Source organism: Cupriavidus oxalaticus (assembly GCF_004768545.1).
Lineage (GTDB): Bacteria > Pseudomonadota > Gammaproteobacteria > Burkholderiales > Burkholderiaceae > Cupriavidus > Cupriavidus oxalaticus_A.
On record NZ_CP038634.1, the window covers coordinates 1797655 to 1820262 of the forward strand.

20 protein-coding genes are annotated in these 22608 nt (G+C 69.0%); 12 read left to right on the forward strand and 8 right to left on the reverse strand.

Annotated elements, in window-relative coordinates:
* The first annotated feature begins 16 nt into the window (after positions 1-16).
* The gene (locus tag E0W60_RS08055) at positions 17-655 is read left to right on the forward strand and encodes a TetR/AcrR family transcriptional regulator (protein WP_133094813.1); all 639 of its coding nucleotides are present in this window, start codon (positions 17-19) and stop codon (positions 653-655) included.
* A 335-nt stretch (positions 656-990) separates the two neighbouring features.
* On the opposite strand, the gene E0W60_RS08065 is transcribed toward E0W60_RS08055, so the two are convergent.
* The 4 genes from E0W60_RS08065 to cysD form a co-directional block, all read right to left on the reverse strand.
* Complete coding sequence (locus E0W60_RS08065; protein WP_135703586.1) at positions 991-1461, reverse strand: SRPBCC domain-containing protein; 471 nt, start codon at positions 1459-1461, stop codon at positions 991-993.
* A 263-nt stretch (positions 1462-1724) separates the two neighbouring features.
* A complete protein-coding gene (locus tag E0W60_RS08070; protein WP_135703587.1) occupies positions 1725-2864 on the reverse strand; it encodes a helix-turn-helix transcriptional regulator in 1140 nt (379 codons plus the stop codon).
* A gap of 175 nt (positions 2865-3039) precedes the next feature.
* Positions 3040-4962 (reverse strand): sulfate adenylyltransferase subunit CysN, encoded by a 1923-nt coding sequence (cysN, locus tag E0W60_RS08075; protein WP_135703588.1) that lies wholly within the window; start codon positions 4960-4962, stop codon positions 3040-3042.
* On the reverse strand, positions 4962-5858 hold the full coding sequence (gene cysD, locus E0W60_RS08080) for a sulfate adenylyltransferase subunit CysD (RefSeq protein ID WP_063239596.1): 897 nt from the start codon (positions 5856-5858) through the stop codon (positions 4962-4964). The genes cysN and cysD overlap by 1 nt, the downstream gene beginning before the upstream one ends.
* A gap of 211 nt (positions 5859-6069) precedes the next feature.
* Here cysD and E0W60_RS08085 point away from each other — a divergent pair, with 211 nt between their 5' ends.
* The 4 genes from E0W60_RS08085 to E0W60_RS08100 are packed head-to-tail and all read left to right on the forward strand — an operon-like array spanning position 6070 to position 10204.
* Positions 6070-7179, forward strand: coding sequence for a DUF1214 domain-containing protein (locus E0W60_RS08085; RefSeq protein WP_135703589.1), 1110 nt, complete (start codon positions 6070-6072; stop codon positions 7177-7179).
* Positions 7176-8345 carry a sulfotransferase family protein gene (locus E0W60_RS08090; RefSeq protein WP_135703590.1) on the forward strand — a complete coding sequence of 390 codons (1170 nt, stop codon included), beginning with the start codon at positions 7176-7178 and terminating at the stop codon, positions 8343-8345. Before E0W60_RS08085 ends, E0W60_RS08090 begins: the two co-directional genes overlap by 4 nt.
* A gap of 29 nt (positions 8346-8374) precedes the next feature.
* Complete coding sequence (locus tag E0W60_RS08095) at positions 8375-9166, forward strand: SDR family oxidoreductase (protein ID WP_135703591.1); 792 nt, start codon at positions 8375-8377, stop codon at positions 9164-9166.
* A gap of 33 nt (positions 9167-9199) precedes the next feature.
* Positions 9200-10204, forward strand: coding sequence for an acetyltransferase (locus E0W60_RS08100; RefSeq protein ID WP_135703592.1), 1005 nt, complete (start codon positions 9200-9202; stop codon positions 10202-10204).
* Here E0W60_RS08100 and E0W60_RS08105 read toward each other — a convergent pair.
* Genes E0W60_RS08105 through E0W60_RS08115 form a run of 3 tightly spaced genes read right to left on the reverse strand, consistent with a single transcriptional unit; the run spans position 10170 to position 13096 of the window.
* Positions 10170-11291, reverse strand: coding sequence for a 3,4-dihydroxy-2-butanone-4-phosphate synthase (locus tag E0W60_RS08105; protein WP_135703593.1), 1122 nt, complete (start codon positions 11289-11291; stop codon positions 10170-10172). The genes E0W60_RS08100 and E0W60_RS08105 overlap by 35 nt on opposite strands.
* Entirely contained in the window at positions 11288-12241 is a 954-nt protein-coding gene (locus E0W60_RS08110; protein WP_135703594.1) for an alpha/beta hydrolase, read from the reverse strand. Before E0W60_RS08110 ends, E0W60_RS08105 begins: the two co-directional genes overlap by 4 nt.
* Positions 12242-12286: 45 nt before the next feature.
* The gene (locus E0W60_RS08115) at positions 12287-13096 is read right to left on the reverse strand and encodes an SDR family NAD(P)-dependent oxidoreductase (RefSeq protein WP_135703595.1); all 810 of its coding nucleotides are present in this window, start codon (positions 13094-13096) and stop codon (positions 12287-12289) included.
* Between the two features lie 448 nt (positions 13097-13544).
* On the opposite strand from E0W60_RS08115, the gene E0W60_RS08120 reads away from it, so the two are divergent.
* A complete protein-coding gene (locus E0W60_RS08120; protein WP_135704007.1) occupies positions 13545-14732 on the forward strand; it encodes a helix-turn-helix transcriptional regulator in 1188 nt (395 codons plus the stop codon).
* A gap of 8 nt (positions 14733-14740) precedes the next feature.
* Here E0W60_RS08120 and E0W60_RS08125 read toward each other — a convergent pair whose 3' ends face one another.
* Positions 14741-15085, reverse strand: coding sequence for a VOC family protein (locus tag E0W60_RS08125; RefSeq protein ID WP_135703596.1), 345 nt, complete (start codon positions 15083-15085; stop codon positions 14741-14743).
* A 215-nt stretch (positions 15086-15300) separates the two neighbouring features.
* Here E0W60_RS08125 and E0W60_RS08130 point away from each other — a divergent pair, with 215 nt between their 5' ends.
* The 6 genes from E0W60_RS08130 to E0W60_RS08155 all read left to right on the forward strand — a co-directional run bounded on the left by E0W60_RS08130 (position 15301) and on the right by E0W60_RS08155 (position 22595).
* Positions 15301-16452 carry an LLM class flavin-dependent oxidoreductase gene (locus E0W60_RS08130; protein ID WP_135703597.1) on the forward strand — a complete coding sequence of 384 codons (1152 nt, stop codon included), beginning with the start codon at positions 15301-15303 and terminating at the stop codon, positions 16450-16452.
* A 180-nt stretch (positions 16453-16632) separates the two neighbouring features.
* Positions 16633-17826, forward strand: coding sequence for a flavin-dependent monooxygenase (locus E0W60_RS08135; RefSeq protein WP_133094829.1), 1194 nt, complete (start codon positions 16633-16635; stop codon positions 17824-17826).
* 27 nt (positions 17827-17853) lie between these two features.
* Positions 17854-19608, forward strand: coding sequence for an FAD-dependent oxidoreductase (locus E0W60_RS08140; protein WP_135703598.1), 1755 nt, complete (start codon positions 17854-17856; stop codon positions 19606-19608).
* On the forward strand, positions 19605-20129 hold the full coding sequence (locus E0W60_RS08145) for a flavin reductase family protein (protein WP_135703599.1): 525 nt from the start codon (positions 19605-19607) through the stop codon (positions 20127-20129). Before E0W60_RS08140 ends, E0W60_RS08145 begins: the two co-directional genes overlap by 4 nt.
* Positions 20130-20146: 17 nt before the next feature.
* Entirely contained in the window at positions 20147-21847 is a 1701-nt protein-coding gene (locus E0W60_RS08150) for an FAD-binding protein (RefSeq protein ID WP_135703600.1), read from the forward strand.
* Positions 21831-22595 carry an SDR family oxidoreductase gene (locus E0W60_RS08155; protein ID WP_133094833.1) on the forward strand — a complete coding sequence of 255 codons (765 nt, stop codon included), beginning with the start codon at positions 21831-21833 and terminating at the stop codon, positions 22593-22595. Before E0W60_RS08150 ends, E0W60_RS08155 begins: the two co-directional genes overlap by 17 nt.
* Positions 22596-22608 lie beyond the last annotated feature (13 nt).

Below are 22608 nucleotides of genomic sequence, written 5' to 3' on the forward strand. Positions count from 1 at the left end.
CGCGCCAACTGCAACCATGGTCCGGCGTAGCCGCGACGATGCTGTCGCCACGCGCGGGCGCATTCTTGCCAGCGCGCAGCAACTGATGCGCCAGCGGGGCGTGCATTGCGTCACGCTGGAGGATGTGGCCCGCGCCATCGGCATGACGCGCGGGGCGGTGTATGCCCATTTCCGTTCGCGCGCCGCATTGATGGGCGCGCTGCTGTCCTGTGCCGAAGCGGATCTTGCCGAACGGCTCGCACCGCTGGCCCGGCGCTCCGCCGGCGCGGCCACGGACCTGCTGGAGCCGGCGCTTGCCGCCTTGCTCGATGGCGATGATGGCGATGGCATGGCATGCCATGTCAGCCTGCTGGCGTTCCTGCTGCAGCACAAGTGCGGCACCGCCTGCGAGCTGTGTCCGCTGCGCGCGCGCGTGTTGCAGGGTGCCAATACCCTGCGCAACGCGCTGGCGGCCCGGATGGCCGAGCCAGCCCAGGCTGGCCTGCTGGTCGCGCACCTGTGGGGCTTGCTCAGCGCCCATGCGCTGCAGCTGGCGCCGTCCGGCTTGTCCGGGTGCGCGGCATCGCTGGCGCGGCTGTATGCGGCACCTGGTATGCAACGCGGTGCATGCCCGGACGGGGCCACCGGCCCGGCATTTCCTCGGGATACCCCCTAGTCTGCTCGGACGAAGAGACGGCGGCGAGCGCCGCCTACGATGCTGTCAAAGGACCCGGAAAGGGTGCGGAGGAGACAGCGATGAAGCGGCTCGGATTGCGTTGGGCGGCCGGGCTGGCCGCGGTAGGGGCCGGCCTGGGAGTGGCCTGGGTGCTTGCAGGCGGGAATGGGGTCGCCGTGGCATACGGCGGCCACGATGAAGCCCGTGCTGCCGGCACGGCGGGTCCGGATGGGTGCGATGCTGCCTGCGTGCGCAGCCGGGGCGTTGCGGCGATGGTGGTGCTCAGCCAGCGCCCGCCGCAATGACGGCGGCGGGGTGGTCTTCCACGCTATGGGTCAGCCCTGGCGCTGCGCGTGCAGCGCTTCGGCGCGCGCCTTGACATCCCTTGCCACCTGGTCGAAGCCCTGTTTTACCCAGGCGCCGTGTTCGCGCATGATGGTTTCGGCGTTCAGGCCCAGGAACAGGTCGGTGGTGAAGTAGTAGGTGCGGGCGGGTGCGATTGCTTCTATGTACTGGTCGCGGCGGGCGGCGTCCTTGTTTGCGTCGGTGGGGCGTTGCTCCCACGACAGCAGGCGTTCCGGTTCCCATGCCACGAGGTACTCATTGACCGGGATGATCTGGTCGGTGCCCGGGATGCGGACTTGCATGTGGACCATGTCGCCAAGCTTCGCAGTGGTTTCCAGGCCGGGGCAGAAGGTGTTCCATTCCGCGTAGCGGGGGAAGTCGGTCAGGACTTCCCATACCAGGGAAGCGGGGGCTTCGATTTCCACGGTGATTGAGGTGACCAGATTTTCTGGCTTGGCCATTCTGTTGTCTCCTTTCATTTCTTTGTTTGGGAATCCAACACTAGGGCTGGGCTGTGCGGGGCGCATACCCTGAATGGACGAGTCTGGGTGGACGATGATGATTTGGTGTTGCTGGGGGATATTGGGGGTATGCTCCGCGAGTCTCCGGATGCTGTGAGCTTGGTGCCGGCCTTGGGGGTGATGGTCGGCATTTTTTTTATGGAATGTTGGCTTGCGGCTCGGCATTGACGCGATTGTTGAACGAGCCCAGAGCTGTGGGTGCCTCACCCCATCCCCACCACACTAGACAACAGCATCTTCACCAACACCGCCTGCCTTGTCGCCCCGGTCTTGGCAAAGATCCCCCGCAGGTGCGCGCGTACCGTGTTCTTCTTCACGCCGAGCCTGACGGCTGCTTCATCCAGCGTCAGGCCATCGACCATCAGCAAGGCCAGCTCGATCTCCGTTGGCGTCAGGTGGAACAGCTTGCGCAGGCTGGCGTGCGTGTTGCGCGGCGACCCGGCCGGGTCGCGGATGAATACCGCGACCGCGGGGCGGCGGGCCTTGTCTTCGGTGCGGTAGCTGAGGGGAATGGGCCGCACCAGCACGCTCAGCGGCGTGGCCGCCGCGGGGCGGCTGAGCAGCGTGACTTCGCTGCGCGAGGTGGCCAGTGCGTGGGCTTGCGCGGCGTCTTCGAGGATCTTGCGGAAGCGGCGGTTTTCCACCGGGCAGTGTGCGTGCAGCGTGCCGCCGGACAGATGGAGGCCGTCGCGCTCTTGCAGCAGGCGCCTGGCGACGTCGTTGCTGCGGATGGCCTTGCCGTGTTCGTCGAGGATGATGGTGCCGACCAGCAGCCGGTCCACGGCTTCCGCGTACAGGGCGCGCTCGGATTGCAGCAGGTCGAGCGCGGCATGCAGGTCGACCGCGCGCTTCAGGTGCGGCAGCAGGCCTTGCAGCAGCGCCCTCTCGGTGGCGCCGAAATCCTGGCCGGCCTCGCCGCGGCTGATGAACAGCGCGCATTCCACGCCGTCGGCGGTGACGAGGTTGGCGGCGAGGATATAGCGCAGGTCCAGCGGCGCGAGGTACTGGGTATAGAACGGGTGGGCCAGCCACCCGGCTTCGCCGAACAGTTCATCGGCGCTGAAGAGGCGGTCGGGATGGAGGTCGAGGAAGGGGCACAGCGCGTAGTACTGCTCGCTGTACGAGGGTTCGCCGGGCAGGTGCGGGCCGTAGGCGGAGGCGTTGACGATCAGGCCAAGGCGGTCGGTGGCGGGGTGGCGCAGCACCAGCGTGACGAAGACGGCCTCGAGGCGCTGGCGCACGGTTTCGAGGAAGCCGGCCCAGGGGACGGCTTCGGTGGGACCCTGGTAGAGCTGGGCGAGCAGGGCGCTGAGTTCGGCGGCCTGCAGGGAATGTGGCAGCATGGTCGAGGCGTGTGGGTTGATGGCCGGTGTGCTCCCTCTCCCGCAGGCGGGAGAGGGAGCAAGCAGTCGGCCATGCAAGCGCATTGGTCCCGGGTGGGCGCGGTCAGGATCTCCGGCAGAAACTCGGATTCGCCCATCGTACCCACCCCCACCACGGCCTCATCGTCCATTCAGCCTAAGTCCTATCCCGCAGCCACGCCACGATCCGTTCCGCCGCCTGCTCAGCCGTGTCGGCGGTGGTGTCGATGCGCAGCTCGGGCCGGTCGGGCGCCTCGTACGGCGAATCGATGCCGGTGAAGTTCTTCAGCTCGCCGCGCCGCGCCTTGCGGTACAGGCCCTTGGGGTCGCGCTGCTCGGCCACCGCCAGCGGCGTATCGATGAAGACCTCGACGAATTCGCCGTCGCCCGCCAGCGTGCGCGCCATCTCACGCTCGGAGCGGAACGGCGAGATGAACGACACCAGCACGATCAGCCCCGCATCGAGCATCAGCCTTGCCACTTCAGCCACGCGCCGGATGTTCTCGACGCGGTCGGCCTCGGAGAAGCCCAGGTCCTTGTTCAGCCCATGGCGCACGTTGTCGCCATCGAGCAGGTAGGTGTGGTGGCCGAGCGCATGCAGACGTTTTTCCACCAGGTTGGCGATGGTGGACTTGCCCGCGCCGGACAGCCCGGTGAACCAGACGATGCGCGGTGACTGGTGCTTGAGCGCGGCGTGGGCGCGGCGGTCTACGTCGATCGCCTGCCAGTGGACGTTCTGCGCCCGGCGCAGCGCAAAATGCAGCATGCCGGCGCCGACGGTGTTGTTGGTCAGGCGGTCGATGACGATGAAGCCGCCCAGTTCGCGGCTGCGCGCATAGGGGTCGAACGCCACCGGCCGGTCCAGGTGCAGGTTGCACACGCCGATCTCGTTGAGCTCCAGCGTGCGCGCGGCCAGGTGTTCGAGCGTGTTGACGTTGACCTTGTACTTGGGCTGCGCGACCGTCACGCCCACGGTGCGCGTGCCGAGCTTGAGCAGGTAGGGGCGGCCGGGCAGCATCGCATCCTCGCTCATCCACACCAGCGTGGCTTCGAACTGGTCGGCCACCGCGGGCGGGTCTTCCGCGCACGCGAGCACATCGCCGCGGCTGATGTCGATCTCGTCGGCCAGCGTCAGCGTCACCGCCTGGCCGCGTACCGCATGCTCGCATTCGCCATTGGCGCCGACGATGGCGGCCACGCGGCTTTCGCGGCCCGAGGGCAGCGCGCGCACCCGGTCGCCGCGGCGGATTTCGCCGGCGCTGACGGTGCCGGCGAAGCCGCGGAAATCCAGGTTGGGCCGGTTGACCCACTGCACCGGCAGCCGGAACGACTCGTCCTGCACGGGTGCGCTGTCGATCGGCACGGTTTCCAGGTGCTGCATCAGCGTCGGGCCCTGGTACCACGGCGTGCTGGCGCTGGGCGCGGTGATGTTGTCCCCACGCAGCGCGGACATCGGGATGCAGGTGATATCGGTCAGCCCGATCTGGCGTGCGAATTCGCGGTACTCGGTTTCGATGCGCGTATGGACCTCGCGCGAGTAGTCCACCATGTCGAGCTTGTTGACCGCCAGCACCACGCGCCGGATGCCCAGCGTTGACACCAGGTAGCTGTGCCGGCGCGTCTGCGTCTGCACGCCGCGGCGCGCGTCCACCAGCAGGATGGCCAGGTCGGCGGTGGACGCGCCCGTGACCATGTTGCGGGTGTATTGCTCGTGCCCCGGCGTGTCGGCGACGATGAACTTGCGCTTGTCGGTGGCAAAGAAGCGGTAGGCCACGTCGATAGTGATGCCCTGTTCGCGTTCGGCGGCCAGGCCATCCACCAGCAGCGCGAAGTCGAGGTTGTCGCCCTGCGTGCCCATCTTCCTCGAATCGGCTTCGAGTTGCGCCAGCTGGTCCTCGAACAGCATCTTCGACTCATACAGCAGCCGGCCGATCAGCGTGCTCTTGCCGTCGTCGACGCTGCCGCAGGTGATGAAGCGCAGCAGGCTCTTGCCTTGCTGGGCATGGAGGTAGTGGGCGATCTCGCTCTGCGTGCCCGCGGGCTGCGCCATCGGCGGCGCGGTGTCGATCAGCGTTGCCATCAGAAGTATCCCTCCTGCTTCTTCTTCTCCATCGAACCGGCCGAATCGCTGTCGATCAGCCGTCCCTGGCGCTCCGACGTGGTCGCCAGCAGCATTTCCTGGATGATGCCGCCGAGCGTGTCGGCCTCGCTCTCGATCGCGCCGGTGAGCGGGTAGCAGCCCAGCGTGCGGAAGCGGACCTTGCGCATCCGCGGCGTTTCGCCGGGGCGCAGCGGCAGGCGCTCGTCGTCGACCATGATCAGCGTGCCGTCGCGCTCGACTACCGGACGCTCCCTGGCAAAGTAGAGCGGCACGATCGGGATGTCGTTGAGGTAGATGTATTGCCAGATATCGAGCTCGGTCCAGTTCGACAGCGGAAACACGCGCAGGCTCTCGCCTTTGCGCTTGCGGGTGTTGTACTGGCGCCAGAGTTCGGGGCGCTGCATCTTCGGGTCCCAGCGGTGCTGGGCGGTGCGCACCGAGAACACCCGCTCCTTGGCGCGCGACTTTTCCTCGTCGCGGCGCGCGCCGCCGAAAGCGGCGTCAAAGCCGTAGTGGTCCAGCGCCTGCTTCAGGCCCTGCGTTTTCCATACGTCGGTGTGGACGGCCGAGCCGTGCTCGTGCGGGCTGATATTGCGCTCCACCCCTTCGGGGTTGATATGCACGCGCAGGTCCAGGCCGAGCCGGTCGGCGGTCTGGTCGCGGAACGCGATCATCTCGCGGAATTTCCACGTGGTATCGACATGCAGCAGCGGGAACGGCGGCCGCGCGGGATGGAAGGCCTTCATCGCAAGGTGCAGCATCACGGCGCTGTCCTTGCCGATGGAATAGAGCATGACGGGGTTTTCGCATTCCGCCACCACCTCCCGCATGATGTGGATGCTCTCCGCCTCCAGTTGCTCCAGGTGGGTCAACATCGGGTTCTCCTCTTGGTTTGCCGGCCCATGCACGGATCTCGCGGTGGCCTGGCATGGCCACAAGGTAGCGAGCCGGGGCCCCGCGCCACTTCGTCCGGGCGGACTAGGAAATCGCGGGCCGCGGCATGCAATTCCTAGTCCGCCCGGACGAGGAAGCGCTGGGCCTGCACTGGGTATCGTTGCTTCGCCGACGAACCACGGGAGCAGGCAGATGGCGACCTCCGCCGAAGACCAATTGCTGAGCGGCCACACCTGGGCCGAGTTTTGCGAAGTGCTCAAGCGCAGCGGGCAGCAGATCCTGCGCCCCGAAGCGCCGACCGACGCGCTCACGCGCGCCGAGGGCTTCCGCTACCTGAGCCGCTTGCTGCGCATTGCGCTGGAGATGCATGTGGAGTTCGCCGATCCGGCGTTTCCCGGCTTCTTCTCGCCGTCGCACGAGACCGCCAAGATCGGCGCTGACAATCCGGACAACCTGTACCGCTACGCGCGCCTGGACGGCAATGCGGCGTACCGCATCCGCGGCCGGCGCGGCACGGTGGCGTACCTCAGCTTCGGCACGCAGAAGGGTGGCTACGAAACCGATGGACGCATGGTCCAGACCGGCTTTATCGACAGCAGCCAGCTGGCGGTGGCGGCGGACGGCAGCTTCGAGATCGTCCTCGGCGCTCAGCCGCAGCAGGGCAATTGGGTGCGCATGGAGCCGGCCACCAATGCGCTGGTGGTGCGCCAGACCTTCCTCGACCGCAAGGCAGAGACCCCGGCCGAACTGCATATCGAACGCGTTGACGGCAACGGCAAGCCGCCCGCGCTGAGCGCCGAGCGCCTGCACGGCGGCCTGCTGCGCGCCGCCGGCTTTGTCGAAAGCACCGCGCGCATCTTTGCCGACTGGGCCAGGGGCTACGGTGGCCACGTCAACGCCCTGCCGCCCGCGGACCAGGCCGTGTGCCAGGCGGCGGGCGGCGATCCCAACATCTTCTATTACCACTCCTGCTGGCAGCTCGCGGATGACGAGGCGCTGGTGGTCGAGGTCGACCGGGTGCCGGACTGCGAGTTCTGGAACTTCCAGATCAACAACTACTGGATGGAGTCGCTCGACTACCGCTACCACGACATCTGCATCAACAAGCACGGCGCCCGGCTCGATGCCGGTGGCGGCGTCACCGTCATCCTCAGTGCGGGCGATCCGGGCCTGTCCAACTGGCTGGAGACCGCCGGCCATCGCAACGGCACCATGTGCTGGCGCTGGGTGGGCGCGGCGCAGCCGGCGCATCCGCGCACGCGCGTGGTCAAGCTCGCATCGCTCAGGGAGAACAACGCATGAAGGGCATCAACGTGAAGGGCCTGCTTGCGCAGGCGAGCGAGCAGGCCGGCGGCCTGGCCGACTTCGGCCCGGGCAACTACCGCGAGGCCCTGGACGTGCTGTCCGATTCGCTGGCACGCGAGGCCGGCCTCTCGCAGCAAGGCGAGCAACTGCTGCAAGCCAAGCTGCAGGCCCAGCTGGTGAACCGGCTGGTGATCCAGGACTACTGCAGGCGCCATCCGGGGATCCTGCAGGAGCGCGTGGAAGACCCGCTGGTCATCGTCGGGCTGCCGCGCACCGGCACCACGCTGCTGCAGCGCATGCTGGCTACCGACGCGCGCTTCTGCTCGGCGGCGTGGTGGGAAACCCGCTACCCCGCGCCGCTGCCCGGCGAGGACGTGCGCGATGCCAGCCGGCGCATTGCGCTGGCGCGCGACGAAGTGGCGCAGATGATCCGCTTCATCCCGGACATCCTCGCCATCCATCCGCTCGACGCCATGGCCGCCGACGAGGAATTCATGCTGATGGAGCATTCATTCCTGTGCGCAATGGACTCCTACGCCAACGTGCCCGGCTACACCGGCTGGCTGGCGTGCCAGGACCGCACCGAGGTCTACGACTACCTGAAGACCATGCTGCAGTTCCTTCAGTGGCAGAAGCGCCAGCGCGGCGAGGGGACCGCGCAGCGCTGGGTGCTGAAGACCCCGCAGCATTTGCATACGCTGGGAGTCCTGTTCCGGGTGTTCCCGGGCGCGCAGGTGGTGCTGACCCACCGCGATCCGGTCCAGACCATCCCGTCGATGGCCAGCATGGCGCATACGTTGTGGAAGATGTACGCCGATGCGCCGGATCCGGTCGCGGTAGGCCGCCAATGGAGCGAACAGATGCGGCGCGGCACCGATCACGCCATGGCCGTGCGCGACGCCATGCCCGCCGGCCGCTTCCTCGACGTGCGTTTCGAGGATACGGTGCGCGATCCCTTCGGTGTGGCGCAGGCGGTCTATCGCTTCGCCGGCATGCCGCTGACCGAGGCCGCGCGCGCCGGCATGTGGGCATGGATGGAAAGCAATCCGCGCAACCGGCGCGCGGCGCACGCCTATACGCCCGAGCAGTTCGGGCTGAGCCAGGCACAGCTGGCACGCGATTTCGCCGGCTATCGCGCACGCCATGTGCTGAGCCGCGACTGATACCGAAAACACACCGAGGAGACATCCACATGCTGCTGAAAGACAAGATCGTGATCGTATCGGGCATCGGCCCCGGTCTGGGCATCAAGCTGGCGGTAGAGGCCGCGCGCGAGGGCGCCCGCGCCGTTGCCATCGCCGCGCGCACCGCCGCGAAGCTGGACGAGGCCCAGGCCCGCATCGATGCACTGGGCGCCGACTGTGAAGTGCTGAAGGTGGTGACCGACATCACCGACCGCGCCCAGTCCCGCCATCTCGCCAGCGAGACCGTGCGCCGCTTCGGCCGCATCGACGCGCTGGTCAACAGCGCCTTCCAGCACGGCAATTTCCCCGAGCCGGTGGAAGCCGCCGACCTGGACGTCTGGCGCCAGGTGTTCGACACCAATGTCTTCGGCACCATGACGCTGACGCAGGAGGTGGCCGCGCTGATGAAGCCGCAGGGCGGCGGCGCCATCGTGATGATCAACACCCAGGCCACGCGCAAGCCGATGCCCGGCGAATCGGGCTACGCCGCGTCCAAGGGCGCGCTGGCGGTGGCGGTCAAGTACCTGGCGCGCGAGCTGGGGCCGCATGGCATCCGCGCCAACAGCATCTTCATGGGCTGGATGTGGGGCGCGCCGGTGCAGGGTTATGTGCGCCACGCCGCGGCCGAACAGGGGGTCGCCGAGGACGCTATCATCGCACCGGTGGCTTCCCAGATTGCGTTGGGCCGCATGCCGACGGACGACGACTGCGCGCGCGCGGCGCTGTTCCTGGTGTCGGACTACGCCCGTGCGATCACCGGGGCCTCGCTGGATGCCAACGGTGGCGACTTCATGCCCTGACCGGCCGGACCGACTGCTCTACTGCCAACTGCCATGACCCGCTACTTTGCCTTCAACGGCGACGCCGACGGCCTGTGTGCCCTGCAGCAGCTGCGCCTGGCCCGTCGTTTGCACCCCGGCGATGCGGCGCTGGTCACCGGCGTCAAGCGCGATATCCGCCTGCTCGAGCGGATCGACGCCTGTGCCGGAGATACCGTGACGGCGCTGGACATCTCGCTCGAACAGAACCGCGACGGGCTGCTGCGGCTGCTCGCCGCCGGTGCGCAGGTGGACTACTTCGACCACCACCACGCCGGCGAGCTGCCGTCGCATGCCGGTCTGCGCGCGCATATCGACGAAAGCGCGGCGGTCTGCACCAGCATCCTGGTCGACCGCCACCTCGACGGGCGCCACCGGCGCTGGGCGATCACCGCCGCCTTTGGCGACAACCTCGGCGACGTGGCGCGCGCGATGGCGGCGCAGGCGCGGCTGGACGCGCGCGAAACCCTGATGCTGGAACGGCTCGGCACCTGCCTGAACTACAACGCGTATGGCGAGTGCGTGGCGGACCTGCATTGCGATCCCGCCGAGCTGGCGCAGCACATGCTGCCGTTCGCCGACCCGCTGGAGTTCGCCGCGCAGTGCGCCACCTACGCGCTGCTGTGCGATGGCTACGAGGACGACATGGCCCAGGCGCGCCGCCTGTCGCCCGTGCATGAAGTCCCCGGCGCCGCGCTGCTGGTGCTGCCGGACGCACCGTGGGCACGGCGCGCGATCGGTGTGCTGGCCAACGAGCTGGTGCGCGGACGTCCCGGCGATGCGATCGGCCTGCTGTCGCCCAAATCCGGCGGCGGCTTTGCGGTCAGCGTGCGCGTGCCGGCGCACAGCATCACCGGTGCGGCCGACTTCTGCCGCGCCTTCGAGACCGGAGGCGGCCGGCGCCTGGCCGGGGGCATCAACCACCTGCCCGACGCCGAAGTGGAGCGCTTCACGCGCAGCTTTGCCGACTGCTTCGGCGCGCCGTTCAACCAGGCTGGCCCGGCGGGACAAACTCCGTAACCTCCAGGTCGAAGCCGGTGACCGCGCGGTAAGGCACCGGATGGCTGAGCAGGCGCAGCTTGTGCGCGCCCACATCGCGCAGGATCTGCGCCCCGACCCCCAGCGCGCGCTGCGCGAAGGCCGGCGCCGGCGCGGCGGCAGGCGGCGCGGCCAGCCGCGCCAGCCGCTGCTGCGGCGATTCGCGCTCGTCCAGCAGCACCAGCACGCCGCAGCCCTCGGCGCCGATGCGGGCGAGCGAGCGTTCCAGGTTCCAGGCGGGCTGAGAGGTGGACTGCGCCGGCGTGCCGAAGGCCAGCACGTCGCGCTGCATTTCCACCGCCTGCACGCGCGTCAGTACCGGCCTGGACGGATCGGGCTCGCCCAGCACCAATGCCAGGTGCAGCGCGTCGGCAGGGGCGTCGTGGTAGGCGTGCACGGTGAAGCGCCCGAACGGCGTATCCAGCCCGGTCGAGCAGGTACGGCGCAGCGCGCCTTCGGTCAGCAGCCGGTGGTGGATCAGCCCGCTGATCGAGACCGCGGCTAACCCGTGGCGTTGCGCAAACGCCAGCAGGCCGGGGCCGCGCAGCAGGTCGCCGTCGTCATCAAGCAGCATCGCATAGGCGCCGGCGGCGACACGCCCGGCCAGCCGCGGCAGGTCGGAGCAGGCCTCGGCAAAGCCGGCGCGGCGCAGCACGCCGTCGGCCTGCGCTACCACCGGAAAGATGTGTCCCGGCTGGACCAGGTCTGCCGGTTGGGCGCGCGCCGCTGCCGCCACGCGCAGCGTCAGCGCCCGGTCCGCCGCGGAAATGCCGGTGCTGACGCCGGTGGCCGCTTCGATCGACACCGTGTAGCGCTCGCGCTGGCGCTGGCTGGCGGCCATCGGCGGCAACTGCAGCCGGTCGCGGCGCGCCTCGGTGATGGCCATGCAGACCAGGCCGCGCGCCTCGGCGGCCATGAAGTTGACGTCGGCCTCGGTGGTGCGTTCGGCGGTAACCAGCACGCAGCCGGTGGCCTCGGTGGTCTCGTCCTCGATCACCACCACGCGCTGGCCAGCGGCCAGTGCGGCAAGCACGTCGGCCATCGGCGGCAAGGCGTTGGCCGTGCTCATGCTGCCTCCTGCCGGCTGCTGCCGAACGCGTGGCGCAGCGCCGCTGCGGCCGCATCCAGTGCGTCGCTGGCGGCATCGATCACGCCCTGCATGCTGATGAAGCCATGGAACTGCCCCGGCCAGCGGCGCACGGTGGCGCTGCTGGCCGCGCGCTGCAGCGCTTCGCCGTAGCCTTCGCCCTGGTCGCGCAGCGGGTCGTACTCGGCGGTGATGATGGTGGCCGGTGGCAAGCCATGCAGGTCGCGCTGGCGCAGCGGGCTGGCGCGCACGTCCGCGGCATCGGCGCGATTGCCGAGATACTGGGCGCGATACCAGTCCAGTTCCGCCGCGCTCAGGAAGTAGCCGGTTGCGCATTCGCGGTAGCTGGCGCTGCCGGTCGCGGCATCGGTGCAGTCCAGGTAAGGGTAGAGCAGCAGTTGGTGCCGCAGGGCAATGCCGCTGCCGCGCACCTGCTGGCAGGCTACGGCGGCGAGGTTGCCACCGGCGCTGTCGCCCGCCACGGCGATCCGCGCCGGATCCGCACCCAGTTGCGCCGCATGCGCAGCCGCCCATCGCACCGCCGCGACCGCGTCTTCCGCGGCGGCCGGGAAGCGCGCTTCCGGCGCGAGCCGGTAGTCGACCGACAGCACCAGCGCGCCGCTGCGGCGCGCCAGGCTGCGGCAGATGTTGTCGTGCGAATCGAGGCCGCACAGCACGAAGCCGCCGCCGTGGAAATAGATCACCAGCGGCAGCGCGGCGCTGTCGTCCGGCCGGTACAGGCGCGCCCGCAGCGGGCCGGCCGCACCGTCCAGGATCAGGTCGTGCTGCGCGGCGATGGCATCGCCGGGTGCGAATCCGGGCATGGCCGCCAGCGCGGCACGGTAGTCGGCGGCGCGCAGCGTGGAGAAGTCGGGGCTGGGCAAGGCGGCCATGGCATCAAGCATGGCGCGGGCCTGGGGGTCGAGCGGCATGGTGTCTCCCGGTTGCGGTTGAGGATTCAAGTTCGGAGCGCGATCTCAGAGCGCGAAGGCCGGCTGGCTGCCGGCGGCAATGCCTTGCGCGCGCGCCAGCGCGGCGTGCGCCGCCTGCTCGTGCGGCAGGATCCAGAAGCGGCCGGCCGACACGCCGTCGAGGATCACGCGCGCGACCTCGTCCGGCGTCATGCCGGCGGCAATGCCGCTGCGCAGCGCGCCGTTCATCTGGTTCACCTCCTGCGGCCCGGCGCCGTCCAGGCCCGCGGCAATGCCGGTGGCGACCGGGCCGGGGCAGACCACCGACACCCGGATCGGCAGGCCGGCCGCCTGCAGCTCCAGCGCCAGTCCTTCGCTGAGCGCTACCACGCCCTGCTTGGACAGCGTGTAGGGCGCCAGCCAGGGGCCGACCGCGAGCCCGGCCATCGACGCCACGTTGACGATATGGCCCGAACCCTGCGCCGCCATGCGCGGCACGAAGCAGCGCAGTGCGTACAGCACGCTCCACAGGTTGATGCGCAGCACGCGCTCAAAGACCTCCGGCGCCAGCTCCCAGCAGCGGCCCGTGGCCAGCACCCCGGCGTTGTTGACTAGCAGGTCGACACGGCCCAGGCGCAGGAAGGCTTCAGCGCACAGGTGCTCCATCTGCCGCAAGTCGGATACGTCGGTCGGGACCGCGATCGCGATGGCGCCCTGGCCGGCAAGCGCCGCGCGCGTCGCTTCGAGCGCGTCGGCGTCGATGTCCGCCAGTGCCAGCGCATAGCCCTGCGCCGCCAATGCATGCGCCAGCGCGCCGCCGATGCCGCTGCCCGCACCGGTAATCACTGCGGCCTGCTGCCGCGGGTTTGCCGCCATGGTGATGGTTCTCCGTAGGAAAAAGACGTGGAAAAAGGCGGGGATTGCCGCCCATGCACGACTTGTAGCGGCGCCGCGGCGGCGCGGCATCGTCTGTTTGGGTGGGGCGGCGCCACCTGGCGTCATGCGGATTCACATGGCGTCACATGGCACCCCATGACGCCTAGGGGTTTGCCCGCAGCCGGACGGCCATGGGTTGGTCCTTAGTCTGTTTGGAGTATGTGTTTGCGCCGCCGGCGCGTGAGGATTGGCCTGTCCCTCGGGACTAGTCCGGCATGCGTGCCATGCCGGCGTGGACTAGGGCAAACCATGAAGGCGGGGGGCAAGCCGCGACCCCTGCGCCGTCCCTATAATCGGGGCACAAAAAAAGGGCCACAGAGCCCGCACAGGAAGGCCAGCCGACCGGCACGTCCGGTGCGCTGCGCACGCCACAATGGAGACAGAGGAAATGCTGATGGAGGCGAGCCACAATCAGGCAGCCGCGCACCTGTTCGCGCAGACGACGGTGTCGCTGTCTGACTTCAGCGCGTTGCTGGGCAATATCTACCAGGGACCGATGGAGCAGGTGCCATGGGGCAAGGCGCTGGAGCAGATCCGCAGGCAGCTCGACGCCAACTACGTCACGCTGATCCTGCGTTCGCCGGCCACGGACCGGCGCGGGCTCATGATCAATGCCTCGGAGCATGGCGGTTCGACCCTGCCGGGGGAGACCTCGTACAACAACTACTACTACGCGCTCGATCCCTTCATCGGCCTGCCGTCGGACCGGGTGGTGACCATCGACGAGCATCTAGGGCCGGGCGTCTGGTGCCAGAGCGAGATCTACCTGCAGTTCCTCAAGGACGTCGGCATCCGCTACATCCTGGGCGCGGACCTGCGTACCGACGACGGCGTCGAATGCCGCTTCCGTGTCTGCCGCAAGCATGAGGGCCGCGATTTCTCGGCCGCGGACAAGGCGCTGTGCACCGCGCTGCTGCCGCACCTGAAGCGCGCGGTGGACCTGCATTCGCGCCTCGACGTGGTGGAGTCGGAGCGCACCGTCTATGCCAGCGCCATCGACCGCATGCTGGTCGGCATGGTGATCCTGGACGAGACCGGCGCCATCATCAAGACCAACGCCGCGGCCGACGAGATCCTGGGCGCCAAGGACGGCATCCGGATTGCCAAGGGCGGGCTGGACGTCGAGTACGGCCAGGAGAACCGCAAGTTCCAGCGCCTGCTGCGCCAGGCAATGATGGGGCACCTGGGCACCGCGCCGGCGGTGATGGAGGCGATGTCGATCACGCGTCCGTCCGGCAGCGCCAGGCTGGGCGTGCTGATCCGCACCATCCCGCTCAGCGAGTGGTCGGAGGACAACCGCAAGCGCCCGGCCTGCGTGGTCTTCATCCGCGATCCGGAGCGGCGCTCGCAGGCCTCGCACGATGTGGTGCGCCAGCTGTTCGACTTCACGCCGGCGGAGACGCAACTGGCGCTGCAGCTGGCCAACGGGCTCACGCTCGACGAAGCCGCCGATGAACTCGGCATCAGCAAGAACACGGCACGCGCGCACCTGCGCGCGATCTTCTCCAAGACCGGCGTGACCCGGCAGGCCACGCTGGTGCGCATGCTGCTGAGCAGCGTGATTTCGCTGGGCTGATGTAAGCGTCAGGGCTTTGCGCTGAGCACCAGCGCAAAGCCCTGCGGGGTCTGCAGTACCGCGCGGGTCTCATGCGGGCCCTGCGCCGCGGGCAGCGTCACGCTGGCCCCCGCACCCACCAGCCGCGCAATCGCCGCGGCAAAGTCTTTCCCCTCATCCACCTTGAACGCGAGCGCGGGCTGGTCGACCAGCCGTTCTTCACCGGCCACCAGCGCCAGCGTCAGCGCGCCCGCGTCCAGCGCGCAATAGCGGTCGCCGTCGCGAAATTTCACGGCGAGTCCGAGTCCTTGCGTGAAGAACGGCAGCGCGGTGTCGATGTCCGTGACGGGGTAAAGCAGCAGTCTGGCTTGCATGTGTCCTGGTCCTTTCGAAGGTCAAAAGCGGGCATCGTTGCCCGCGAATCATGATAGGGATGGGCCAGGCACTGCTCATAATCCAATCAGACGATGTTGCAACGCCTTGCGCCGCCCACACTGCAAGCACACAGGCCGCTTCCGGCCCGAGGCGCGGCAACCGGCGGCGTCCCGGCAGCGGTCCTGAACCATCAATGCCAGGGAAGGGGACTGCAATGCGTTTTTCGCTGATCTATGAAGCACAGACCGTCGATGCCTCGCGCGCCGGCGACCACAAGGTGTTCGATGAAATCATGGAACAGGTGGTGCTGGCCGAGGACATGGGCTTCGACGTGGTCTGGGCGGTCGAGCACACCGCGCTGACCAACTACGCGCACATGAGCGCGCCGGAGACTTTCCTCGCCTTTGTCGCCGGGCGCACGCAGCGCATCGGCATCGGCCACGGCGTGGTGTGCCTGCCGCCGGCGATGAACCACCCGGTCAAGGTGGCCGAGCGCATCGCCACGCTCGACATCCTGTCCGGCGGCCGCGTGCACTTCGGCGTGGGCAAGGGCGGCACGCAGCAGGAGGCGGGCACGTTCGGCTACGACCTGAACAGCCTGCACCCGATGATCGACGAGTCGATGTACCTGATCCCGAGGATCATGACGCAGGACGAGATCGAGCACGATGGCGAGTTCATCAAGATCCCGCGCCGCCCGATCCACCCCAAGCCGCGCCAGGACCCGCATCCGCTGATGTACCTGGCCTGCACTAATGCCGATACGCTGCAGCGCGCCGGCGCGCGCGGCATGGGCGCGCTGGTGCTCGGCTTTGGCGGCCCCGAGGATGTGGCGAAGAAGAACGAGATCTATCGCGCCGCGTGGGAAAGCCGCAAGGCCGAGGACCAGGTGGGCTTCCGCCCGCACCAGCACCTGGCGGCGCTGTGCCCGACCATCGTGCTGGAAGACGGCCTGGCTGCGCGCAAGATCGGCATCAAGGGCCAGCGCTATTTCATGGAGTCGCTGTCGTACTGGTATGCCGGCGGCGAGCGCCCGGATCCGTCCGCGTGGGACGACGAGCATGTCACCGCCACCGACGCGCAGGGCAAGGCCGTCATCAATACCAGGTTCGCTTCCGAGAAGGTCTCGGTCGACTTCAGCGACCCCTCGATGATGATGCTGAACCCGAACCATGCCTACGGCACGGTGGAGGATTGCATCGGCTACGTGCAGCGGCTGATCGATGCCGGCGCCGACGAGATCCTGTTTATCTGCCAGATGGGCACGGTGCCGCAGTGGGCGCAGATGGAGACCATCCGCAATATCGGCGAGCACGTGATCCCGCATTTCCGCAAGCAGGGCCGCAAGCTGAGCGCGGTGGCGTGAACGTTTGCTGATCGATGGTTTGCTCCCCTCTCCCGCGAGCGGGAGAGGGGGGCCGGGGGAGAGGGCCGGCGCATCCACGAAGTGCCGCAGGAAACAGCTAGTCCCATCAGACGATGGCGCCCCGCCCGCCCGATGCAAACATCAACGCCAGCCACAAGACAAAGCGAAAAGGAGACCGCGGTGCATCACGACAACAACCCCAAGGAACTGGCCGCACGCCTGATCGCGCGCGCCGAGCAGATGATCCCCGTGCTGGCGCAGCGCGCCGCGCAGGCAGAGTCCGAAGCGCGTATCCCCGCCGAAACTATCGCCGAGATGCAGGCCGCCGGCTTCTTCAAGGTGCTGCAGCCGCGCCGCTACGGTGGCTATGAACTCGACCCGCAGACCTTCTTCCGCATCCAGATGGCGCTGGCCAAAGGCTGCATGTCCACCGCCTGGGTCTACGGCGTGGTCGGCGTGCACAACTGGCAGCTCGCCCTGTTCGACGAACGCGCGCAGCAAGAGGTCTGGGGCAACGATCCCACCACGCTGATCGCCTCGACCTACATGCCGGTCGGCAAGGTCACCCCGGTCGAAGGCGGCTACCGTTTCTCAGGCCACTGGAAGTTCTCCAGCGGCAGCGAACTGTGCGACTGGATCTTCCTCGGGGGCCTGGTGCCGCCGTCCGAACCGGGCGGTGCCTACGATTACCGCACCTTCCTGCTGCCGCGCACCGACTACAAGATCGTGCGCAACTGGGATGTGCTGGGACTGCGCGCCACCGGCAGCCACGATATCGTCGTCGATGACGTGTTCGTCCCCGACTACCGCACCCATCGCGCCGTCGATGGCGCCATGGGCACCAGCCCGGGCCTTGCCGTCAACGACGTGCCGCTATATCGCCTGCCGTTCGCGCAGATCTTCGTGCGTGCCGTGTGCACCGCGTGCATCGGCGCGCTGGAAGGCACCCTTGACGATTTCGTCGCCTACGCCGACGGCCGCGTCAGCAGCAACGGCGGCAGCAAGACCGCCGAGGACGGCGGTGCGCAACTGGCCTGCGCCAATGCCCAGGTGGCCGTCGACGAAATGCGCACCGTCCTCGAACGCAATTTCGACGAGCTGCTGGCCGTAGCGCGTGAAGGCGGCCAGGTGCAGACGCCGCGACGGCTGCATTTCCGCTACCAGTCGTCGCAGGTGGCCGAGCGCTGCGCGCAGCTCGCCAACAGCCTGCTGCGCTATGCCGGCGGCAACGGCATCTACCGCACCAACCCGATGGTGCGCCGCTTCCTCGACCTGCACGCGGCACGCGCCCACTACGCCAACAACCTGGACCGCTTCGGCCAGAACCTGGGCGGCGTGATGATGGGCCGCGCCAACACCGACTTCTTCATCTGAAGCCGCGCACCGGCAAGGGAACCCATCATGACCCAGAACACAGCGCGCCTGCAGGCCAGGGAGTTTGACGTGGTGGTGGTCGGCTCGGGCGCCGGCGGCATGCTGGCCGCCTGCCGGGCCGCCGACCGCGGGCTGTCGGTGGTGGTGCTGGAGAAGAGCAGCCAGTACGGCGGCACCTCGGCGGTGTCCGGCGGCGGCATCTGGATCCCGCTCAACCACCATATCGCGCCGGCGGGCGGGCAGGACGACTACGCCAAGGCGCTCGAGTACATACTCGCCTGCACCGGCGACGACGGCGACCCGCGGCGGATCCGCGCCTACCTGGAGCAGGCGCCGCGCATGCTGCAATACCTGGAGCAGCAGACCGGTGTGCGTTACTACACGCTGCCGCGCTACGCCGACTACTTCCAGAAGCTGCCCGGCGCGATGCCCGGCTACCGCGCGCTCGACCCGATGCCGTTCGACGGTGCGCGCCTGCGTGAGGAGTTCGACCGGCTGCGTCCGCCGTCACCCGGCACGCTGGTGGGCGGCCGCGTGGCCGTGACCTCCGGCGAGGCGCACGCGCTGCTGTGCCGCTCGCCCGGCTGGTTCGGACTGGCGGTGCGCCAGTTCGCCCGCTACTGGCTCGACTTCGGCTGGCGCCGCAAGACCCGGCGCGACCGCCGCCTTACGCTCGGCAACAGCCTGGCCGGCGGCCTGCGGCGGGCAATGATGGACCGCGCGATCCCGCTGTGGCTCGACACCGCGCTGCAAGACCTGGTCGTCGAAGACGGCTCGGTCCGCGGTGTGCGCGCCGTGCAGGACGGGCAGGTGGTGGAAATCCGCGCGCTGCATGGCGTGATCCTGGCCGCCGGCGGCTTCGAGCGCAGCCAGGCCATGCGCGAGCAATACCTGCCGCAGCCGACGCAGGCCGGCTGGAGCGCGACGCCGCCCAACAACACCGGCGACGCGATCCGCGCGGGGCAGGCCGCCGGCGCCGGCGTCGCCCTGATGTCGCATGTGTGGGGCGCGCCGACTGTGCAGGTGCAGGGCGAGGAAAAGCAGCGCGCGCTCTTTATCGAGCGCGCCATGCCGGGCTGCCTGGTGGTGAACGGGCAGGGCCGCCGCTTCGTCAACGAGGCCGCGCCGTATTCCGAGTTCGTGCCGGCCATGTACCGCGACCACGACAAGACCGGCTGCAGCGTGCCGGCGTGGATGGTGTTCGACGCCACCTTCCGCCACAAGTACCCGTGCGGGCCGATCCTGCCTGCCTCGGTGATGCCGGACCGCAGCATTCCGGCCGGCCTGTCCGGCATCCTGGTGCGCGCCGACACGCTGGCGCAGCTGGCGCAGCGGATCGGCGTGGACGCCGACGGGCTCGCCGGCAGCGTCGCCCGCATGAACCGCTACGCCGCCACCGGCGTGGACGAGGAATTCGGCAAGGGCGACAACCTGTTCGATACCTACTACAGCGACCCGGCGGTGCGCCCCAACCCGTGCCTGGCGCCGATCGGCAAGGCGCCGTTCTACGCCGTGCGGCTCGATGCCGGCGATATCGGCACCAAGGGCGGACTGGTGACCGACGCCAGCGCGCGCGTGCTGCGGGAGGACGGCAGCGCTATCGCCGGGCTGTTCGCCATCGGCAATACCAGTGCCTCGATGATGGGCACCAGCTATCCCGGCGCGGGCTCGACGCTCGGGCCCGCGATGACCTTCGGCTATATCGCTGCGGACGTGATCGCGCAGCAAGCGCGGCAGCCTGCCGCCGCGCCCCACGCTCAAACCGTACAGGAGGCCCTATGAGCGCCAATCCGGAATCCAGCCAGACGTTGCGCGACGACATGCTGAAGGCGATGCGCCGCATGGCGCGCTCGGTGGCGGTCATCAGCTGCCGCGATGGCGAGCGCCGCTATTCGATGTCGGTGACGGCGGTCGATTCGCTGTCGGCGGATCCGCCATCGCTGCTGATCTGCATCAACCGCAACTCGTCGATCTATCCGCCGCTCGATGCCGGCACCGATTTCTGCATCAACCTGCTGGCCGCCGACCACCAGGACATCGCGGTCGATTGCAGCGGCCGCCTCAAGGGCGAGGAACGCTTCACCAGCGGCGAGTGGGAGGACGACCTGCTCGGCGTGCCGTGCCTGCGCAATGCCCAGGCCAACCTGGTGTGCCGGCAGGACGGCCGCTTCGACTATGGCACCCACGCTGTCTTCATCGGCCGGCTGCGCGAGGTGCGGCTGGCAGGCGAGGTGTCACCGCTGGTCTATGTCGACGGCGCCTATACCACCTCCGCGCCGCTGCGCGCGCTGTGTTCCGCCTGAGCCCCGGAGGCGCCAGCATGCATCCCGATTCCGTCACGCCGGTCTACGCACCGCTGCGGCTCGATGACCCGGACGCGCATCCGTGGCAGGCCGCCTGCGATGCTGTGGTAGTGGGCTTCGGCGCCGCCGGTGCCTGCGCAGCGCTGGAAGCCGCGCGCGGCGGCGCGCGCGTGATCGTCGCCGAGCGCTTCGAAGGCGGCGGCGCCAGCGCCAAGAGCGGCGGCGTGGTGTATGCCGGCGGCGGCACGTCCTACCAGGCCGCCGCGGGCTATGCCGATACGCCGCGGGCGATGGCGGATTACCTGCGCCAGGAGACCGGCGGCGTCGTCAGCGAAGGCACGCTGCAGTCCTTCTGCGAGCGCAGCCGCGACATGCTGGCCTGGCTGGAAGACGTGGGCGTGCGCTTTGCCGCCACCGTGCCGCCGCGCAAGACGTCGTACCCGGCGCAGCCGTATTACCTCTATTACTCCGGCAACGAAGCCGTGCCGGCGTACGCGCAGCATGCCGCACCGGCCCCGCGCGGGCATCGCGTGAAAGGCCCCGGCATGTCCGGGCGCACGCTGTACGGCGCGCTGCGCGGCGCCGTGGAAGCCCGGGCGGAAATCACGGTCATGCGCCAGGCCGCGGCGCGCCGGCTGATCGTCGACAAGGACGGCGCAGTCATCGGCATCGAGCTGTGGCAGGTGCCGCCGGAACGCCACCAGAAGCGCCACGCGCGCCTGGCGCGGCTGGCCGAGCGCCTGCACAACGCCATGCCGGGCGTTGCCGACCTGCTGCGCCAGCGCGTGCTGCAGCTCGAGCTGCGCCATGCGCAGCGCGTGGCAGTGCGCACCCGCGCCGTCGTGCTGGCCACCGGCGGCTTTATCTTCAACCGCGCCATGGTGGCGCGCCATGCCGGCAAGTACCTGCAGAACTGGCGCCTCGGCGCGACCGGGTGCGACGGCAGCGGCATCCGGCTCGGCGAATCGGCGGGCGCGGCCACGCGACACCTGGAGCGCGTGTCGGCCTGGCGCTTTATCAATCCGCCGTTCGACTGGGCGCGCGGTTGCGTGGTCGACGCTCGGGGCGAGCGCATCGGCAACGAGGAAACCTATGGCGCCACGCTGGGCCACGCCATCTGCGAGCGGCATGGCGGGCGCGCCTGGCTGATCCTGGACCGCGCGCTGGCGCGCGCCGCACTGCGTGAATGCCTGGGCGGCCGCCTGTGGGCGTTCCAGGCCTTGCCCGCGGCGATGCTGTTGCTCGCCGGCGCCAGGCGTGCGTCCAGCATCGAGGCGCTGGCCGGCAAGCTGGGCATGCCGCCGGCCGCACTGCGCGCTACCGTCGACGCCTGCAGCGCCGCTGCCCGCGGAGAGATTCCCGACCCGGCCGGCAAGTCCGCGCCGATGTGCGCCTCGCTGGAGGCCGGGCCATGGCTCGCCATCGACATCTCGGCGAACTCCCGCGTCTTCCCCTGTCCGGCGATCACGCTCGGCGGCTTGTCCGTGGAAGAGTCGAGCGGCCGTGTGCTGGCCGTCGCAGGCGGCGCCCCCATTTCGGGCCTCTACGCCGTCGGCCGGACCGCGGTGGGCATCGCCTCCAACCATTACGTAAGCGGCCTGTCGCTTGCCGACTGCATCTGGTCGGGGCGCAATGCCGGCCGCCACCTGACACAACAGCCCGCCGGCGAGCGGCAGGCACACACCAACGAGGAGATTACCCATGAGCCGACGTACTGAAGGCAAGATCGCGATCGTCACCGGGGCCGCCAGCGGCGTCGGCAAGGAAGACGCCCTGCTGCTGGCCCGCGAAGGCGCGCGCGTGGTGCTGACCGACCTGAACGAGGAAGCGGGCCACGCGCTGGCGCGCGAGATCGGCGAGACCGCGCTGTTCGTGCCGCACGACATCGCCAGCGAAGCCGGCTGGCAGCAGGTGATGGCGCGCACCGAGCAGCGCTTCGGCGCGCCCGGCGTGCTGGTCAACAACGCCGCCATCCTGATGCTGGGCTCGGTCGAGGATGCCACGCTGGAGCAATGGCAGCGCGTGATGCGCATCAACGCCGACGGCTACTTCCTGGGCTGCAAGTACGGCGTGGCCGCGATGAAGGCAGGCGGCGGCAGCATCGTCAACATGTCGTCGGTGGCAGCACTGGGCGGCATGGGTGCGTTCTGCGCCTACAGCGCCAGCAAGGGCGCGGTGGCGGCGCTGACGCGTGCCGTCGCGGGCCATTGCAAGCAGAGCGGCTACCGCATCCGCTGCAACTCGATCCATCCCGACGGCATCCTCACGCCGATGACCGCTGCCTTCCTGCCGGGCGGCGCGGCGGCCCTGCCGGAAGAGGTGGGCGGCGCCGAGCCGATGCAGCGCATGTGCCATCCGCGCGACGTCGCCAACCTGGTGCTGTTCCTGGCGTCGGACGAATCGCGCTTCATCAACGGCGCGGAACTGCGCATCGACAACGCACAGACCATCATGGGCGTGGCCTGACGCCACCCCCGGC

What these genes read in the sequence shown, in the direction of transcription:
- E0W60_RS08055 (WP_133094813.1), top strand. Translation starts at nt 17, where the DNA reads ATGGTCCGGCGTAGCCGCGACGATGCTGTCGCCACGCGCGGGCGCATT.
- E0W60_RS08065 (WP_135703586.1), bottom strand. Translation starts at nt 1,461, where the DNA reads ATGGCCAAGCCAGAAAATCTGGTCACCTCAATCACCGTGGAAATCGAA.
- E0W60_RS08070 (WP_135703587.1), bottom strand. Translation starts at nt 2,864, where the DNA reads ATGCTGCCACATTCCCTGCAGGCCGCCGAACTCAGCGCCCTGCTCGCC.
- cysN (WP_135703588.1), bottom strand. Translation starts at nt 4,962, where the DNA reads ATGGCAACGCTGATCGACACCGCGCCGCCGATGGCGCAGCCCGCGGGC.
- cysD (WP_063239596.1), bottom strand. Translation starts at nt 5,858, where the DNA reads ATGTTGACCCACCTGGAGCAACTGGAGGCGGAGAGCATCCACATCATG.
- E0W60_RS08085 (WP_135703589.1), top strand. Translation starts at nt 6,070, where the DNA reads ATGGCGACCTCCGCCGAAGACCAATTGCTGAGCGGCCACACCTGGGCC.
- E0W60_RS08090 (WP_135703590.1), top strand. Translation starts at nt 7,176, where the DNA reads ATGAAGGGCATCAACGTGAAGGGCCTGCTTGCGCAGGCGAGCGAGCAG.
- E0W60_RS08095 (WP_135703591.1), top strand. Translation starts at nt 8,375, where the DNA reads ATGCTGCTGAAAGACAAGATCGTGATCGTATCGGGCATCGGCCCCGGT.
- E0W60_RS08100 (WP_135703592.1), top strand. Translation starts at nt 9,200, where the DNA reads ATGACCCGCTACTTTGCCTTCAACGGCGACGCCGACGGCCTGTGTGCC.
- E0W60_RS08105 (WP_135703593.1), bottom strand. Translation starts at nt 11,291, where the DNA reads ATGAGCACGGCCAACGCCTTGCCGCCGATGGCCGACGTGCTTGCCGCA.
- E0W60_RS08110 (WP_135703594.1), bottom strand. Translation starts at nt 12,241, where the DNA reads ATGCCGCTCGACCCCCAGGCCCGCGCCATGCTTGATGCCATGGCCGCC.
- E0W60_RS08115 (WP_135703595.1), bottom strand. Translation starts at nt 13,096, where the DNA reads ATGGCGGCAAACCCGCGGCAGCAGGCCGCAGTGATTACCGGTGCGGGC.
- E0W60_RS08120 (WP_135704007.1), top strand. Translation starts at nt 13,545, where the DNA reads ATGCTGATGGAGGCGAGCCACAATCAGGCAGCCGCGCACCTGTTCGCG.
- E0W60_RS08125 (WP_135703596.1), bottom strand. Translation starts at nt 15,085, where the DNA reads ATGCAAGCCAGACTGCTGCTTTACCCCGTCACGGACATCGACACCGCG.
- E0W60_RS08130 (WP_135703597.1), top strand. Translation starts at nt 15,301, where the DNA reads ATGCGTTTTTCGCTGATCTATGAAGCACAGACCGTCGATGCCTCGCGC.
- E0W60_RS08140 (WP_135703598.1), top strand. Translation starts at nt 17,854, where the DNA reads ATGACCCAGAACACAGCGCGCCTGCAGGCCAGGGAGTTTGACGTGGTG.
- E0W60_RS08145 (WP_135703599.1), top strand. Translation starts at nt 19,605, where the DNA reads ATGAGCGCCAATCCGGAATCCAGCCAGACGTTGCGCGACGACATGCTG.
- E0W60_RS08150 (WP_135703600.1), top strand. Translation starts at nt 20,147, where the DNA reads ATGCATCCCGATTCCGTCACGCCGGTCTACGCACCGCTGCGGCTCGAT.
- E0W60_RS08155 (WP_133094833.1), top strand. Translation starts at nt 21,831, where the DNA reads ATGAGCCGACGTACTGAAGGCAAGATCGCGATCGTCACCGGGGCCGCC.